Genomic DNA, 13373 nt, shown 5'->3' on the forward strand with positions numbered 1-13373 from the left:
ATACTATTCTTGTCCTTGCTTGTCTACCCTTCCTTTTCTGTGTACTTTCTTAACTATTTGAATATCTTATCTTTCCTGTTTATTTTTGTTTCTTGTCGTGTAGAAAAGATAGGAATGGGCGGGGATCGCTGTTGTTATTGTTGGGGTGGAAAAGTTTCTGTATGCTGAAAGCCTTGCTATGCATGGGTTTCAGCCTTTTTGATCGATGACTGGATTTTTGCGTTCTTGACTTTTGGCATTCTTCCTTTCCTGGAATGCTGGGGATCATCTCAAAATGATAATGATAGATAGTATATTCTTATTCATTTAACTTTACTGTTGTTTTTGTTCATCCTTGTCTTGACGTTTTGAGTCTTTGTTATTAGGTGTTTTTGTTGTTTTATGGGCATTTCAGCTTTTCTTTTTATCTTGATTATATGGTTTGCTATCTTGACTATTAGATAAGGATTTGTTAGAATGTAGTCAAGAAAGGATGTTGGGATGATTGGGTTTGATCGCATCGAGATTCAACGGCACTTGGAGGCGGGGTTGGATATTCGTGTTCAAGATCTCGTTCGGATGCAGCCGGTAAAGCCGCCAGAAGCGGTCTGGTGCGATGGCAGGCTCATCAGCATTGAATGACCCTTGGCGTCTCTAGGAAGCGTTTGATGGCTCTACATCTCTTCTCTCTCTTCCGATTTGCAGTTGTTTAGGTTTCTCTTTATGGCACGTCGAATGCTCTCGTCTGTGGCTCAGCAGGCTAAGGCTTTAAGACAACAATTGAAGGCTGTTTTCCCGCTTTGCCAGTTCAGGGTGAGGTCGTCTAACTACAGCTTGGGTTCTTCTATTCGGGTGTGCTGGATCGATGGCCCTATGGTCTCTGAGGTGGAGGTGATCGCTAATTAGGTATGTATCTGTCCGACGTGATGAAGGGTCGGGAGAAATCCTCTCTGGGGGGAATCGCTATGTCCACTGTGATAGACGGTTCTCGATCTCGGTCTTTGAGTCGGCGGTGATGACGGTTTGTCGGGATTGGGGGGTGGTGCCTGTGCCTCCAGTGGTCTGTGGGCAATCGGAGTATTCCTCGCCTCATATTCCCCATGAGGCTAATCCTCAATGTGTTGGCGGGGGTGTGAAGGATCTTCAGTGGTTGGTGATGGATGTTCTCGCTGAAACGTCTTTCTATCCGGTTCAGGTGGCTAATGAGGTTAGCGTTGGCGATCGCGGGGGCGTAGCTGCTCTAGAGGAGCATCGCTCTGGTGCTGGTGAGGCGGTGGGGGGTGTTTTGAAGCTGGGGTCGCATTGGAATGCGGCGGCGACTCATCCTACGGTGGCTGACCTGCAATCCGTGGAGGTGGTGGAGAATCACGCCAAGAATGGCTTTGAACTCTTTTTTCCGGGTAAGCCGGATCTGGCTACTCGGCAATTGCTCAGGGCTTGTGGCTTTCGACCTAGCAAGAAAAAGGCAGGGGTGCGCTACGGAAGGTGGTTCTGGTACGCCAAGCGAACAGAAGGGACTTACGAGTTTGTTATGGGACTTACTGGGTAGGAAAGTAAAGAAAGATAAGATAAGTAAGGGTGGTCGTCGGATGAGCGGTGTGTCGAAAGCGCGAAGGCGATTGCAGCCTTTCTAGAGGAGCCCGGTAGGGTACCTCAAAAGGTGCATCGTTCTGGATAGGGTTGCCGCTAATGCTGCTCAACGACATGTATTCAGATCAGACTGAACTGGTTTGAACCGAGTGAAGTCGCTCTAATTGACTGACACCGGCATAAATTTCTTGAGCCGCGATCGCGGCCAGTTGTTGCCAATCGTCGGTCGTGAAAACCTGACGGAACCAACTAATGGTTTGAGCCCGAACTGAGGCTTGCTCTGAGGGGATTTTCTGCTCGATTTCGCTCAAGAGGGCGTGCAGCCAAACCGATTGCTCTTCGGTCGCGCTTTGCAGATGATGTCGCACGATCTGACGGGCCTGAGTGTACGTTTTTTCAAAGCTCAACCCCATCTGCCAGGTGGACATCCACTGATGCAACTCAGCAAACAAAACCGATTGCAGTCGTACCTGCTGGAGCTGGTCTGGGGTTACCGTCGGGGTGCTCATGGCATACTCTCGCAAGAGTAGACCCGCTTCCACATAACCCCCGCACTCTTTTTCAATTTGGGCGGTCTCTTCGAGCCAGGTCGGATCTTGGCAAAGGTCCATGATATTGCCGGTCTCAGCCAATTGTTTTGCTAATCGGTCTTCATCCATTGGGTCATTGCTCCTGAGAGGAGAATTACTCATCCGGCGATCGCTCCGTACTCAAAGTATACTAAGCCCTCTTTTTCGAGGTCAGCGTCGTAGTCCGGCATCTGTAAACGACGATAAAAGCCTTCCGCTCCGGGCAATGCATGCAAGCCTACGCGGCCACCGTACCCCAGGGCGAGACTCCGGCGACGGGCGAACATCAACAACAACCGCCCCACACCGTAGTAAAACGGAGGGCGCTCTAAGGCAAAGCGATTCCAAGGAGCCGAGGACAAGGCTTCCACGTACACGAGAGGAAACCGCTCTGGTAAATGCGAGCGATGCCATTGCGTTTCCATAAATATCAGTCCTTGAGTCAAAAAATCGGCTTCTAAGGCATACGCTTCGTAACGGGCCTCGCGCTGGGATTGACGCAGCTTATAGTCCCACATCCAGGCGGCATCCGGCTGGTCGGTCGCCACCAGCATCGACTTCCAAAGGGTTTGGAAGTCGCGCCAATGGCGTTCTTGCATTGCGCAGATGCAGCCTTCCACGGGCTGACCGTCTCCACTCAGCAAGGTAATCGTTTCGTCCAAAGGTCTCGACACCAGTCATCTTCGCTATTGAGTATAGGTGTTCTACTCAAGGTTGAGAGTGAGAAACCGATTTGGGAGCAGGCGATGTTCCTCCGGAACGGCTTCGCCAACGTGAGTCTGGTTGGGTTTGTCGTGTGATTGAAGGTTTAGAGAACGACAAATAAAACAGGTAGCGGATGGCGGCAGTGGAGACTTACCGCGATCGCTCCAGGAGGCGTTACTGAGGGCTGCTGAGGCGGATTTAAGGGCCGCACGGCAGTACGGGGAAGTGAGCATTGCTCAGACGCACCGGGGGCTTCTCAATCTCAGTTATAAGTGGGAACCAGAGTCTATCTGTTGCAGCGTTTCGATGGCAGTGGGGTGGTGGTGGCTCATGGCCCGAAACGGGTTGTCTTACAGGCTCTCATTCACAGCTATGTTCTGGTGGTTGAGGCATCGGTCTGGACTCCCTAATTCAGGCCCAATGCCTGAGCCCGGAGCAGTAACGGCAGGTCGTGCAGCGCTATGTGGAGGGGTTGAGATACTGAGCCTGAATCAGGGCCATATCCCAGTAGGCAGCTTCGATCTTGTGGCCATCGAGATCGCGCACGAAACAGCCGTAGTAGGGTTCACCATAGTCGGGGCGGGGGCCTGGTGGCCCTTCGTCTTGGGCACCAGCCACTAAGGCCACTTCGTAAAAGGCATGAACCGCTTCTTTGGTAGGGGCGATGAACCCCACATGGGTGCCGTTGCCTACGGTGGCGGGTTGGCCATTGATGGGAGTCTGAATCCAGAACTCCGGCAGTTGCTTGCCGTAGGCGATCGCCCCTGGTTCTCGCATGATGCACTGGTAGCCAAGGGTAGGCAGGATGAGATCGTAAAAGGCTACTGCCCGCTCAAAGTCATTGGTGCCTAGGGAGAGGTGGGAAATAATGCTGGTATTTTCCATAGTTGATTTACCGTTTACTCAACTTTGGTGGCAATCCACCAGGTGGTGCCGCCCGGATCGCTTACACCCCCTCGTTTATCGTCATCATCTTTCTTTGTCGGAGCTTGTACTGAAGTTGCCCCCCACTCAAGGGCTTTTTGGTAAGTGGCATCAACATCCGGCACATAGATGTGGACATGGGCAGGACGAGCAGGCCAGTCTTCAACCTGATCCCCTAGCATGATCACCCCATCGTCCAGACGCACTTCAGCATGGATCACCTGGCCCTGGGGATTGCAGAAGCGGCGCAGTTCGGTGGCCAAAAAGACATCGGTGAGGAACTGAATAGTGCGATCGGCACCGTCCACCACCAAATAAGGGGACATGGTGGGATAGTTGTCAGGTTTATACTCAGAAGCCATGGTGATAATAAATTGCTGAATCAGCAGGAAACTCCATTAAGCCATTAGGGTCTGAAACCGCTGTTCAATCTCGTCCATGGATAGATCTTCCCGGTGAGAAGCAATCATCCACAGATGGCCAAAGGGATCTTGGACTTTGCCACTGCGATCGCCATAGAACTGGTCACTGACGGGCCGTAGCAGCGTTGCCCCTGCGGCGACAGCTTGGGCAACGACGGCATCCACATTCTCTACATACAGGTGGATGATCACAGTGGAGCCCTTGAGGCTTTGGGGGCTAGTATTCTCGCTGGGATATTCATCCGCAAGCATGATTTTGGCAGCACCGATTGTTAACTCAGCATGGGCAATTTTTCCGTCTGCCTCACTCAGGCGCGAAAGCTCTGTAGCGCCGAAGGCTTTTTGGTAAAACTCAATTGCCTCGGCAGCATTGTGTAAGGCCAGCATGGGGATGGCGGCCTCATAGCCAGCAGGGATTGGAGATAGTTGAGTACTCATATTCCTCTCTTATGGCGGCAGGTGGGCGGCGGTTTAGGCTTGCCCATGACGATAATATAGTACAAGTAAACTATTTAATCGGGTGGGCATGGGGAATGATCGAGGGACGCGAAGGGCAATGCCCGCAGAATAGGCGCTTTTTGTCGCTAACGTTTTGTTACTAGCAGTCAATGGCAGAAACAGTACTCCGATTGGAGGACGGTGAAAGCCTTGATGAGTTTAAGATTCCTTGGTATGCGGTTCCGCACTGAGCATCTGTCTGGCCATCACTTTGAAGTCGTCCAGCCCGGATCGCTCGGCAAACTCAGCGACTTCCACCCCAAAGACGCTGTTGTACTCCACAATGTGGTCGGCCATGGCGGGCCAGAGGGTGCCGCCACTCTGCCCGTAGTGGTGCAGCAACGTTTCTAGGGAATTGCGGCCAAAGATTCGGTAGTGGGCGGCAAAGTCTGAGGCCGGATCTGTCACTCGCGCTTCAGTCCAGTCAATCAGTCCCGTGACCTGCCCCTGACCGTCAATCAAGATATGGCCGGGGTGCAGATCGCCATGGATCAGGGCCGTATTTTCGGGCCAGAGAGCTTCGTTATCTAGCCAGCGCTGCCAGCGGTTCCAGAGTTGTGGGTTCACCGAGTAAGCTGCTTTGACCCTGACCATCCGTTCTGACCAGGCGGCTCTGATGGCTGCGATCGCGGGAGTTTCTAACCCGGCCTCAGCGACGATCGGGTGCTGGATGCCGTGGAGGGCAGCTAGGGCATGGCCTAGGGACTGCAAGTAGGCAGTGGGCAGATTTTGGGCATCAATTTCCCAGCGGTAGGCTTGCAACTCTGGGTCTATGGTGCCAGCGGGTTGGCCGGGAAGTAGGGGATAGGCAATCATCTCGTCGGTATGAATCTGCCAATCGGGCACCGGCACTGGCAGGTGGGGCTGCGCCAGGGTGAGGACGGTCTGCTCTCGCTGGGCCGAGGCCAGCACATCGGGCCGTCGAGGAATTCTCAGCAGCCACGAGGCTCCATCATTGGAGCGGACGATGGCAACCTGGAAATCTAGCCCTGACTCGTTGATCTGCAATGAGTCAAGGGCTAAGGCCAACCCATGGCGGCTGGCCAGGGCCAGAATAGCTTCCTGGGATAAAGACATCGGAGTAGTGCTACCGTGGATAATCTTTTGTCTGCGTTAGACACTGTCTCAGGCGTTTAGACGGTTAATTACTTCTTGGCCTCTGGGTGACAGCCGATAACCGCCCTTGGCAATACTTTCGGTCAGACCCAGCGCTTTGAGCTTGCGCACATTGGCTTTGAGGGTTGCTGTCTCTAGCTGGGCAAGAGCTGCCAATTCGGCTGCTCGGGTTTCTGGGTGAGTTTGGATCAGATTCAAAACTGTCATTGTCCAGGATCCATGTTTACTCTGGGCATCCCACTGGGTCAACTTCTGGCGCACCTGTTCCAGATCAGCAGATGAAAGTCCAGTTTGCTCTCGCAACACCACCCGTGGATCAGGACCAGCCCAGTGCAGTTGAATCCGGTAAAGTTGTCCCTGGTCGGTTTGCCCTAGCTCATCTATCAAAGCCTGTTGCGAGGCATACCCGGCCTGCTGGGCATCAACATCGGTCACTTGGTGGAGGGTGATCACATCAACGGCATCAATGGCCAAGATCCCAACGGCGGTTTGCAGTTGGCCACCGGCACGAACAGTAGGGCGTTGCCAGCAGCGAAAGGCTAAGCTGACGCTGCCTTGGGCAATCTGTTCTAAAATCTGCTGCTTGATTAGCATGGTGTGTGAGGCTACTGGACTCGTGCCATCCACTGGGCTAGCCGCAGGCCATACCGTTCGCAACTAAGGCGATCTCCCGGATGTAGCTCTGGGTCACGCTCAAAGTCCATCGGGCTTTGTCCCATCACCCCCAGATACGACCCCATGCGGTTGACCCCGTCGTCTGATTCTCTCGCAGTTTGGCCAAGGCACGGAATACGCTTTACGCCATCGTAAAACTCGCTAGAACAACCATCGGGGGAGATACGGATTTCCAAAAAAACTGTCATCAAGGGTTTCAGGAGGTTTCTGCTGACGGTGGATCTGTGCTCAGCTTTGTGGTTTCCGCTTGCAGCACAGCAATGCTGCGACTGACAAAATCTTGAATGATCGCCAGCTCTTGTTCGCTGTAGCTGGAGAGTAACCCCTCCATTTGCTGCCCCATTGAGGCAAACAGAGGCGCGATTTCCGCCTCCATCTTTTCTAGAACGGGATGAATCACCACTTTGCGGCGATCGCTGGCATCGCGATCGCGCCTGACAAACCCCGCCTTTTCTAAGCGATCCACCAGCCCCGTGATTGCCCCAGTGGTGAGCCCGGTCAGCGCTGCCAGTTGGCCAGCGGTAAGGGCTCCGGCACGGCTGAGCAAATCCAGGGCTTTGTGTTCTGTTGCGCTCAGGCCGACGCGATCGCTGACGGCGGCGTGGAACATCAGGGTGCGGGCGCTGAGTTCGCGACCCAGTTGAAGATTGGCCTGTAACAGAGCATTGCGATCTGAAGCTTCATTTGACAATCCCCCACACTCCTCTTAGCATCTGATTATCTTAGAAGCTAAGAAGTATAGCCTCCAAGATTTACTCAAGTTTAGCGCTAGCGCTGAACACCTCACCGTGCACTCAGGAGAACTCCCATGAATCCACAGATCCACCCGTTGTCGATGACCCGTCGGCAGGGCAGGCCCAGCGCTATTCTCATAGCTCAACTACTGCTGTGGCTATGGGTGATTAATCTCGGCATTGCCCTAGGGGCAGGGCTTTATGAATCAGTGATTGTCTTTCCCCAGTGGCTGGTGATGGGGCCTGACGGGGGCTATCAGTGGCTGGCGGCAGCGGCTCGTGATGCTAATACTGGGCTGCGGTTTTGGGTTTATGTAACGACGGTGCCGCTGACGGTGTTGACGGTGGCGAATGCAGTTGTGGCTTGGCCTCACCGGGGCAAGCTCCGCCGCTGGTGGCTTGGGGCTGTGGGGCTAGCTCTGGTTGAGCGCCTGTTCACCTTTGGCTATTTTGTCCCGACAATGCTGCACCTGATGGGGGATAATCCATCGGCATCAGAGGCGGTGACCACGGCACTACACTGGAGCCATCTCAACCACCTGCGGCATTTGCTGTTGCTAGTGGCCTGGTTAGCCGCCTTGAAAACTTTTGCCCTGCTGTATCAGCAATTCACTGCGAGGAAGCGTTGATGGCGATCGCTGAACCGGCATTTTTTACCCTCAAACTCTGCACTGCCTTGGGGTGTGGGCTGGTTGCTGGAACTTTCTTGGCGTTCTCTACGTTTGTGATGAAAGCCTTGGGTCAGCAGCCACCGGCTCAGGGGATCGCGACTATGCAGTCGATCAATATCACTGTCATCAACCCCTGGTTTATGGGGACGCTGTTTGGAACCGCAGGGGGGTGCTTAGCCTTAGTTGTTGCCTCCTTTCTCCAAGAATTTCAACCCGACACGCCCTATGTTCTCCTTGGCAGTGCCGTCTACCTCCTGGGTACTATCCTGGTCACGATTGCCGCTAATGTCCCCCTCAACAATGCGCTGGCGGCGGTTCCCCCAGATAGTCCTGCGAGCCATGGGCTCTGGGCTAAGTACCTTAGGAATTGGACACGGTGGAACCATTTGCGTATGGTGGCTGCCCTAGTCGCTGCTACTCTGTTGACTCTGGCGATTGGCTCCAGCTAGCGGTTGACCCTACTCCATGGCCATAATTCTCCATACCGCTTTGGGGACGGTTTGCGGGGTAGGTTACTCTGGCGACCTGGGTGAATCGGGGGCTCTCTGTTGCTGGGGCGGAAGTTGCAACGGCAACCTAGTTGCAATAAGACGGGGTTGTTGCAACAAGATCGGCCATGTTATCACAGCTATGACCGGCTCAATGAGGGGGATGTGACCATGGCGACGACGACTTTTGCTTTGACTCCACAGCAACGACGGTTGCGGGGAGTGGTGAAACAGTTGGTGATTGAATTGGCCCATGTGGAGGCTTTCTTGGCTCAGGGGGGTGAGGATAAACGCTTGATCTCCGCTGCCCAAGGCATGGATGGGGCGATCGATGCGCTCAATGATTATCTGGACATTCTTCAGGTGCAAGCGGCTTAGGGGTGACCAGGCTAGCCGGAAGCTAGGGAGCCTTTGTGCGCGATCGCGCCCTAAGACTCCCTAACCGGGCAATGACCTTATCCCCTGCAAAGCGATAGCTGAAACCCTGGCAGGATGCTTTAACTGAAATGGACTGTCCCTGGCTCGCCCTAGTCTTGAGTCCGTTTCAACGGATGTTTGCTGTGAGCCAGGGAATCAATTCCCTAGTTTCCACCCGGTGAACCCTCCCCCCATCACCCCTCCCCCCATCACCCCGAAGGTCAGAGCCTCCCCATCCCCTATGGTCTGCCCCGTGCCTGCTAACATCACCCCTCCCCCCATCACCCCGAAGGTCAGAGCATTGGGGGCCGTAGCTTGCTTCCGCAGAGCGGTACAAACAACCCGAAAACCGTAGCTGCTGTAGCGGTCGCCGGGATTGCTGCTGCCACGACACGCGGACCGGCCATACCTCGGACCGTTGCCCCAGGAGCCGCCGCGTAGAACGCGCTGGGATGAGTTGCTACCTTGAATCCAGGCACTGCCATCAGTGGGGGCACCATCGTAGTTCTGATGCCAGTAGTCAGCGCACCACTCCCAGACGTTGCCATGCATATCACAGAGGCCAAAGGCATTGGCAATGCCGAAGTGATCGACGGTCGTGGTTGCCTCTCGATATTTGCCTTTGGGACCATCACCGTAGGAGCCTGACCCACCCAGCGATTCATCATCAGTGCCTCGGTAGTTGGCGATGTCGGTGGTGAGCGTCTCGCCGAAGTGGAAAGGAGTTGTTGTGCCTGCACGGCAGGCGTATTCCCATTCGGCTTCGGAGGGCAGGCGGTACTGGCGGTTGGTGTGGACCGTTAGCCTGTCGCAAAACTCTACTGCGTCCTCCCAAGACACCTGCTCTACTGGTCGCAGATCGCCTTTGAATTGAGAGGGATCGGGATTAAGTTTGCGGTTTACCTTCTCCATGGCAGCGACGATGCGCCACTGGGCCTGCGTCACTGGATATTTAGCCATGAAGAACTGAGAAATCGTAACTTCATGTTGAGGGCTTTCTCGCTCTGCATGGCGTTCTGGCTCATCTTTGGGAGAGCCCATGAGAAATGTGCCCGCTGGAATCTGCATCATCCGTAGCGGCAAGACGCCCTCAGCTAGCGCTTCGTCGTAGCACTGGTTGCGCCCTGAACGCTCTTTAAGAATGACTTGAAGTGCAGTTGATGGCATTTTCTTTGAAGAAGGAAAAAGGGGAGAAGGGCAGAGGGCAAAAAGCCTGCCCTGAGCGAGTCGTTGGCGGAGCCTTGCCAAAGGTAAAAGGGAGCAAAGGACTAGGTCAGAGCCCTGGGGGCCGTAGCTTGCTTCCGCAGGTTGATTGTCGCTCTGTGCTGGCCCTGAACCCCAGCCAAGGTCAGAGCCCTAGGGGCCGTAGTTTGCTTCCGCAGAGCGGTACAGACAACACGAAAACCGTTGTCGAAGATGCGGAAGCGGGGATTGAGGTCGTCACGACACGCGGAGCGGCACCCCCCCGGATCCCTGTACCAGGAGCCGCCGCGTCGAACGCGCAGGGACGAATCACCGCCTTCGATCCAGGCACTGCCATCAGTGGGAGCATCGTTGTAGTTCCCATGCCAGTGGTCAGCACACCACTCCCAAACGTTACCGTGCATCTCACTGAGGCCAAAGGCGTTAGCGATGCCGAAGAAATCGACGGGCGTGGTCTCGTTTCGGTATTCGCCTTTGGCTCCATCACCATAGGGGTAGTTACCGTCGTAATTAGCCACCTCGGTAGTCAGGGTTTTACCCAAGGAAAAGGGCGTGGTGGTGCCTGCGCGACAAGCGTGTTCCCATTCGGCTTCGGAGGGCAGGCGGTAAGCCCGTTCTGTCAGTTCAGACAGCCGTTGACAGAACGCGATCGCATCATCCCAACTGACGCCAATCACCGGCTTGTTAAGTCCCACGAAGAGATCAGTGTCGTATTGCGTGGCGGGATTGGCCTCCATGACACGCTCATATTGCGCCTGCGTAATGGGATAACGCCCCATAAAAAACATCGGCACTGTCACATCATGCTGAGGGCCTTCGCGCTCCTTTCGTTCAGGTTCATCCTTTGGAGAGCCCATTGTGAAGGTGCCGCCCGGTATCCGTACCATGTGGAGGGGAATGGCTTCGCCCACATCGAGTAGTGGCTCGATAAAGCCTCGGCCTGTGCGGGGGGTGCGGCGAACTGTGAGGGGCATGGGGGAAGAAGGTGGAGGGTGGAGGGTGAGGGGTGAGGGGTGAGGGGTGGAAGGTGAAGGGTGAAGGGTGAAGGGTGAGAAGGAATCAGGGTCAGTGGGTGGGAGAAAACTCAGAGGGATAGCTGGAACCCTGGCAGGATGGTTTCACCGGAGAGGGTGGCGGGTAGGGCGATGATTTCAGGTTCGCGGCTGGGACGATAAATTTCTACTTGTTGAGCTTGGGGATTGATCAGCCAGCCGAGCTGGAGGCCACTGTCGAGGTATTCCTGCATTTTGGCTTGCAGAGGTGGCAGGCGATTCTCCTTCGGAGCACCAGACCCAACCCAAAATGTTGGGTAATGCACGGAAGAAACAGGGGGATGGGTCTATCGTAATCGTAAGCTCTAACAGTTAAGGCCGCAGCGCCACTGGTGCCTCAGTGCCCGTTACGGAGCATGGTCCTGGGATATATGGTGATGACACTGGTGAAGCCCTAGCTATCCCGTTTAGAAGACTCTCTAACAACCGTCCCAGGTTAGAGCCCCTTATCTTCTCCTAGAATTGCCATGACTCAGCCATCTACCAAGAGTTCGGTGCATCAGCTCTGTCCTAACGCCGCCGGAATTGACATTGGTGCAGATACCCACTGGGTCAGTGTGCCGCCTGAGCGAGATCGGCAGCCCGTCCGCCCGTTTGGGTGCTTTACCAATGATCTCCATGGGTTAGCGGACTGGCTGCAACAATGTGGTATCACCAGCGTCGCGATGGAATCGACCGGAGTCTATTGGATACCGGTGTTTCAAATCCTAGAAATCCGAGGGTTTGAGGTCTGCTTGGTCAACGCGCATCATCTGAAAACGGTACCGGGACGAAAGAGTGATGTCTTAGATTGCCAGTGGTTGCGGCAGTTGCATAGTTATGGCCTACTGGCAGCGTCGTTTCGTCCCGACGATGCCATCTGCGTCTTACGAAGCTATATCCGGCAGCGCGAGCGGCTGACCGAGTGTGCCAGCGTTCATATTCAACGGATGCAAAAGGCGTTGACGGAAATGAATCTGCAGCTACCTCGGGTGGTCAGCGACATTACGGGGGTAACTGGCATGAAGATTATTCGCGCCATTGTGGCGGGTCAACGAGACCCGCTCCAGTTAGCGGCGATGCGAGACCCACGCACCAAACGCAGTACGGACGAGATTGCGGCAGCTTTAGAGGGGGACTACCGGGGGGAACACGTGTTTGTGCTGGAGCAAGAATTGCTGTTATATGACACCTACCTTCAGCAAATTGCCCGGTGCGACGACCAGATTCAAGCCTGTCTGGAGACCTTTGAGGATAAGAGTGCTCCGGATGCGCCGTTGCCGCCAAGACCTAAAGGTCGAAAGCCCAGTCGCAATGCGCCCCAGTTTGACCTGCGCTCCCATCTCTATCGCCTCTGTGGCATTGACTTCACCCAGATTGATGGTCTCGAAGTGCTAACCGTGCAAACGATTCTCTCCGAAGTCGGACTTGATCCCAGGCGCTTTCCGTCGGTGAAACACTTCGCCTCTTGGTTAGGGCTCTGTCCCGGTAGCCGAGTCAGTGGGGGTAAAGTCTTGAGCTCCAAAACCCGTAAAGTTGTCAACCGAGCGGCAAAGGCGTTTCGGATAGCGGCACAATCGTTGGCTCATAGTCAGACTGCTATGGGCGCGTTCTATCGACGGATTCGCAATCGCCTTGGGGCACCGAAAGCCGTTACCGCAACTGCGCACAAACTGGCATGCCTCTTCTATCGGTTATGGTCAACTGGCGAGGCTTATGTCGATATTGGAGCTGATGCTTATGAACAGCAGTATCAGCAACGAGTGCTTAAGCACCTTAAACAGCGAGCCCAGCAGATGGGGTTCGAGCTTGTCCCTAAACCCCCGCTCCCGGAAGTTTCTTAGAAGACGTTACACGATCGCTGCGGGAGCGTAGCTCAATCACAAAATCGGGGCAGATCGGCGGAAAGGCTTCGCGGGCTTCAGGGCTGAGTGTTTCCCAGCGATCTTTGGCGATCCAAGCCACATCAGGAGAGCGATCGCCCCCTTGCGGCAGGCTGAAGATCGTGGAGGAACTAAAGACATAGCCCAGTTGGGTCTGCTCGTTCCAGATGCCGACTTTGGTGATCAGGGTTGCTTCTTGGTTGCCACTTTCTCCCCCGACGGGACTCATGAGGATCAATTCTCCTTGGGGCGATCGCTCTAGCTGCACATCGGAATTGCTTTGGCAGAGGTGCTTGAACTGCGATCGGGTCAGGGTGTGGGTGAGGGGTTCCAGGTTAATGATCGTCGTCATAGCACCTTTTTCAGTTTTTTGAATTCAATCAAAGGGGTCAGCTAGGTCTTCGGTTGCCCTACCAAAATAGCTGACCCGGTTTGATTTGGTGAAACGGGGGTATGGGGATAATCCGG

Annotated in this window: 20 protein-coding genes; 7 read left to right on the forward strand and 13 right to left on the reverse strand. The window is 54.7% G+C overall.

Translation table 11 applies throughout. The annotated features are described in order from the left end of the window. Positions 1–480 precede the first annotated feature (480 nt). From LEP6406_RS33660 to LEP6406_RS0225465, 3 genes are all read left to right on the forward strand, one after another. Positions 481–621: a hypothetical protein gene (locus tag LEP6406_RS33660; protein ID WP_008308762.1), complete on the forward strand. Its 141-nt coding sequence runs from the start codon at positions 481–483 to the stop codon at positions 619–621. 93 nt (positions 622–714) lie between these two features. Next, on the forward strand, positions 715–885 hold the full coding sequence (locus tag LEP6406_RS35775) for an LPD29 domain-containing protein (protein WP_225886725.1): 171 nt from the start codon (positions 715–717) through the stop codon (positions 883–885). A 109-nt stretch (positions 886–994) separates the two neighbouring features. Further along, complete coding sequence (locus LEP6406_RS0225465) at positions 995–1528, forward strand: hypothetical protein (protein ID WP_008308759.1); 534 nt, start codon at positions 995–997, stop codon at positions 1526–1528. Positions 1529–1694: 166 nt separating this feature from the next. Here the strand turns inward: LEP6406_RS0225465 and LEP6406_RS29765 are convergent, their stop codons facing one another. The 9 genes from LEP6406_RS29765 to LEP6406_RS0225505 all read right to left on the reverse strand — a co-directional run bounded on the left by LEP6406_RS29765 (position 1695) and on the right by LEP6406_RS0225505 (position 7169). Then, positions 1695–2261, reverse strand: coding sequence for a hypothetical protein (locus LEP6406_RS29765; RefSeq protein ID WP_155834884.1), 567 nt, complete (start codon positions 2259–2261; stop codon positions 1695–1697). Further along, a complete protein-coding gene (locus tag LEP6406_RS0225475) occupies positions 2258–2812 on the reverse strand; it encodes a GNAT family N-acetyltransferase (protein ID WP_225886724.1) in 555 nt (184 codons plus the stop codon). Before LEP6406_RS0225475 ends, LEP6406_RS29765 begins: the two co-directional genes overlap by 4 nt. 490 nt (positions 2813–3302) lie before the next feature. Then, entirely contained in the window at positions 3303–3728 is a 426-nt protein-coding gene (locus LEP6406_RS0225480; RefSeq protein ID WP_008308751.1) for a VOC family protein, read from the reverse strand. Positions 3729–3742: 14 nt separating this feature from the next. Then, on the reverse strand, positions 3743–4129 hold the full coding sequence (locus LEP6406_RS0225485) for a VOC family protein (protein WP_008308748.1): 387 nt from the start codon (positions 4127–4129) through the stop codon (positions 3743–3745). A 36-nt stretch (positions 4130–4165) separates the two neighbouring features. After that, a complete protein-coding gene (locus tag LEP6406_RS0225490; protein WP_027269448.1) occupies positions 4166–4627 on the reverse strand; it encodes a VOC family protein in 462 nt (153 codons plus the stop codon). A 219-nt stretch (positions 4628–4846) separates the two neighbouring features. Beyond that, on the reverse strand, positions 4847–5764 hold the full coding sequence (locus LEP6406_RS0225495) for a macrolide 2'-phosphotransferase (RefSeq protein ID WP_008308743.1): 918 nt from the start codon (positions 5762–5764) through the stop codon (positions 4847–4849). A gap of 48 nt (positions 5765–5812) precedes the next feature. Next, on the reverse strand, positions 5813–6397 hold the full coding sequence (locus LEP6406_RS0225500) for an ASCH domain-containing protein (RefSeq protein ID WP_008308740.1): 585 nt from the start codon (positions 6395–6397) through the stop codon (positions 5813–5815). Between the two features lie 11 nt (positions 6398–6408). Then, positions 6409–6666 (reverse strand): hypothetical protein, encoded by a 258-nt coding sequence (locus tag LEP6406_RS33240; RefSeq protein WP_008308739.1) that lies wholly within the window; start codon positions 6664–6666, stop codon positions 6409–6411. Positions 6667–6674: 8 nt separating this feature from the next. Further along, on the reverse strand, positions 6675–7169 hold the full coding sequence (locus tag LEP6406_RS0225505; protein ID WP_008308738.1) for a MarR family transcriptional regulator: 495 nt from the start codon (positions 7167–7169) through the stop codon (positions 6675–6677). 117 nt (positions 7170–7286) lie between these two features. Here LEP6406_RS0225505 and LEP6406_RS0225510 point away from each other — a divergent pair, with 117 nt between their 5' ends. The 3 genes from LEP6406_RS0225510 (at position 7287) to LEP6406_RS0225520 (ending at position 8749) form a co-directional block, all read left to right on the forward strand. Then, positions 7287–7841, forward strand: coding sequence for a hypothetical protein (locus LEP6406_RS0225510; protein WP_008308736.1), 555 nt, complete (start codon positions 7287–7289; stop codon positions 7839–7841). Further along, complete coding sequence (locus LEP6406_RS0225515; RefSeq protein ID WP_008308735.1) at positions 7841–8332, forward strand: anthrone oxygenase family protein; 492 nt, start codon at positions 7841–7843, stop codon at positions 8330–8332. The genes LEP6406_RS0225510 and LEP6406_RS0225515 overlap by 1 nt, the downstream gene beginning before the upstream one ends. A 210-nt stretch (positions 8333–8542) precedes the next feature. Continuing rightward, entirely contained in the window at positions 8543–8749 is a 207-nt protein-coding gene (locus LEP6406_RS0225520) for a hypothetical protein (RefSeq protein WP_008308732.1), read from the forward strand. Between the two features lie 195 nt (positions 8750–8944). On the opposite strand, the gene LEP6406_RS0225525 is transcribed toward LEP6406_RS0225520, so the two are convergent. The 3 genes from LEP6406_RS0225525 to LEP6406_RS31740 form a co-directional block, all read right to left on the reverse strand. Further along, positions 8945–9955, reverse strand: coding sequence for a formylglycine-generating enzyme family protein (locus tag LEP6406_RS0225525; protein WP_008308730.1), 1011 nt, complete (start codon positions 9953–9955; stop codon positions 8945–8947). A gap of 101 nt (positions 9956–10056) precedes the next feature. Further along, a complete protein-coding gene (locus LEP6406_RS31735; protein ID WP_008308728.1) occupies positions 10057–10965 on the reverse strand; it encodes a formylglycine-generating enzyme family protein in 909 nt (302 codons plus the stop codon). 110 nt (positions 10966–11075) lie between these two features. Then, positions 11076–11309, reverse strand: coding sequence for a Uma2 family endonuclease (locus tag LEP6406_RS31740; RefSeq protein ID WP_409978154.1), 234 nt, complete (start codon positions 11307–11309; stop codon positions 11076–11078). Between the two features lie 201 nt (positions 11310–11510). Here LEP6406_RS31740 and LEP6406_RS0225540 point away from each other — a divergent pair, with 201 nt between their 5' ends. Further along, on the forward strand, positions 11511–12866 hold the full coding sequence (locus tag LEP6406_RS0225540) for an IS110 family RNA-guided transposase (RefSeq protein WP_008307734.1): 1356 nt from the start codon (positions 11511–11513) through the stop codon (positions 12864–12866). Here the strand turns inward: LEP6406_RS0225540 and LEP6406_RS29775 are convergent. Then, positions 12838–13257 carry a Uma2 family endonuclease gene (locus LEP6406_RS29775; RefSeq protein WP_008307735.1) on the reverse strand — a complete coding sequence of 140 codons (420 nt, stop codon included), beginning with the start codon at positions 13255–13257 and terminating at the stop codon, positions 12838–12840. The two genes, LEP6406_RS0225540 and LEP6406_RS29775, sit on opposite strands and share 29 nt — an antisense overlap. Positions 13258–13373 lie beyond the last annotated feature (116 nt).

The organism is Leptolyngbya sp. PCC 6406 (assembly GCF_000332095.2).
Lineage (GTDB): Bacteria > Cyanobacteriota > Cyanobacteriia > Phormidesmidales > Phormidesmidaceae > PCC-6406.

Coding starts and splice junctions, on each gene's coding strand:
- LEP6406_RS0225525 (WP_008308730.1), bottom strand. CDS start 9,955: ATGCCATCAACTGCACTTCAAGTCATTCTTAAAGAGCGTTCAGGGCGC.
- LEP6406_RS35775 (WP_225886725.1), top strand. CDS start 715: ATGCTCTCGTCTGTGGCTCAGCAGGCTAAGGCTTTAAGACAACAATTG.
- LEP6406_RS33240 (WP_008308739.1), bottom strand. CDS start 6,666: ATGACAGTTTTTTTGGAAATCCGTATCTCCCCCGATGGTTGTTCTAGC.
- LEP6406_RS0225495 (WP_008308743.1), bottom strand. CDS start 5,764: ATGTCTTTATCCCAGGAAGCTATTCTGGCCCTGGCCAGCCGCCATGGG.
- LEP6406_RS0225540 (WP_008307734.1), top strand. CDS start 11,511: ATGACTCAGCCATCTACCAAGAGTTCGGTGCATCAGCTCTGTCCTAAC.
- LEP6406_RS0225515 (WP_008308735.1), top strand. CDS start 7,841: ATGGCGATCGCTGAACCGGCATTTTTTACCCTCAAACTCTGCACTGCC.
- LEP6406_RS0225510 (WP_008308736.1), top strand. CDS start 7,287: ATGAATCCACAGATCCACCCGTTGTCGATGACCCGTCGGCAGGGCAGG.
- LEP6406_RS0225520 (WP_008308732.1), top strand. CDS start 8,543: ATGGCGACGACGACTTTTGCTTTGACTCCACAGCAACGACGGTTGCGG.
- LEP6406_RS29765 (WP_155834884.1), bottom strand. CDS start 2,261: ATGAGTAATTCTCCTCTCAGGAGCAATGACCCAATGGATGAAGACCGA.
- LEP6406_RS0225465 (WP_008308759.1), top strand. CDS start 995: ATGACGGTTTGTCGGGATTGGGGGGTGGTGCCTGTGCCTCCAGTGGTC.
- LEP6406_RS31735 (WP_008308728.1), bottom strand. CDS start 10,965: ATGCCCCTCACAGTTCGCCGCACCCCCCGCACAGGCCGAGGCTTTATC.
- LEP6406_RS0225500 (WP_008308740.1), bottom strand. CDS start 6,397: ATGCTAATCAAGCAGCAGATTTTAGAACAGATTGCCCAAGGCAGCGTC.
- LEP6406_RS0225480 (WP_008308751.1), bottom strand. CDS start 3,728: ATGGAAAATACCAGCATTATTTCCCACCTCTCCCTAGGCACCAATGAC.
- LEP6406_RS0225490 (WP_027269448.1), bottom strand. CDS start 4,627: ATGAGTACTCAACTATCTCCAATCCCTGCTGGCTATGAGGCCGCCATC.
- LEP6406_RS29775 (WP_008307735.1), bottom strand. CDS start 13,257: ATGACGACGATCATTAACCTGGAACCCCTCACCCACACCCTGACCCGA.
- LEP6406_RS0225485 (WP_008308748.1), bottom strand. CDS start 4,129: ATGGCTTCTGAGTATAAACCTGACAACTATCCCACCATGTCCCCTTAT.
- LEP6406_RS33660 (WP_008308762.1), top strand. CDS start 481: ATGATTGGGTTTGATCGCATCGAGATTCAACGGCACTTGGAGGCGGGG.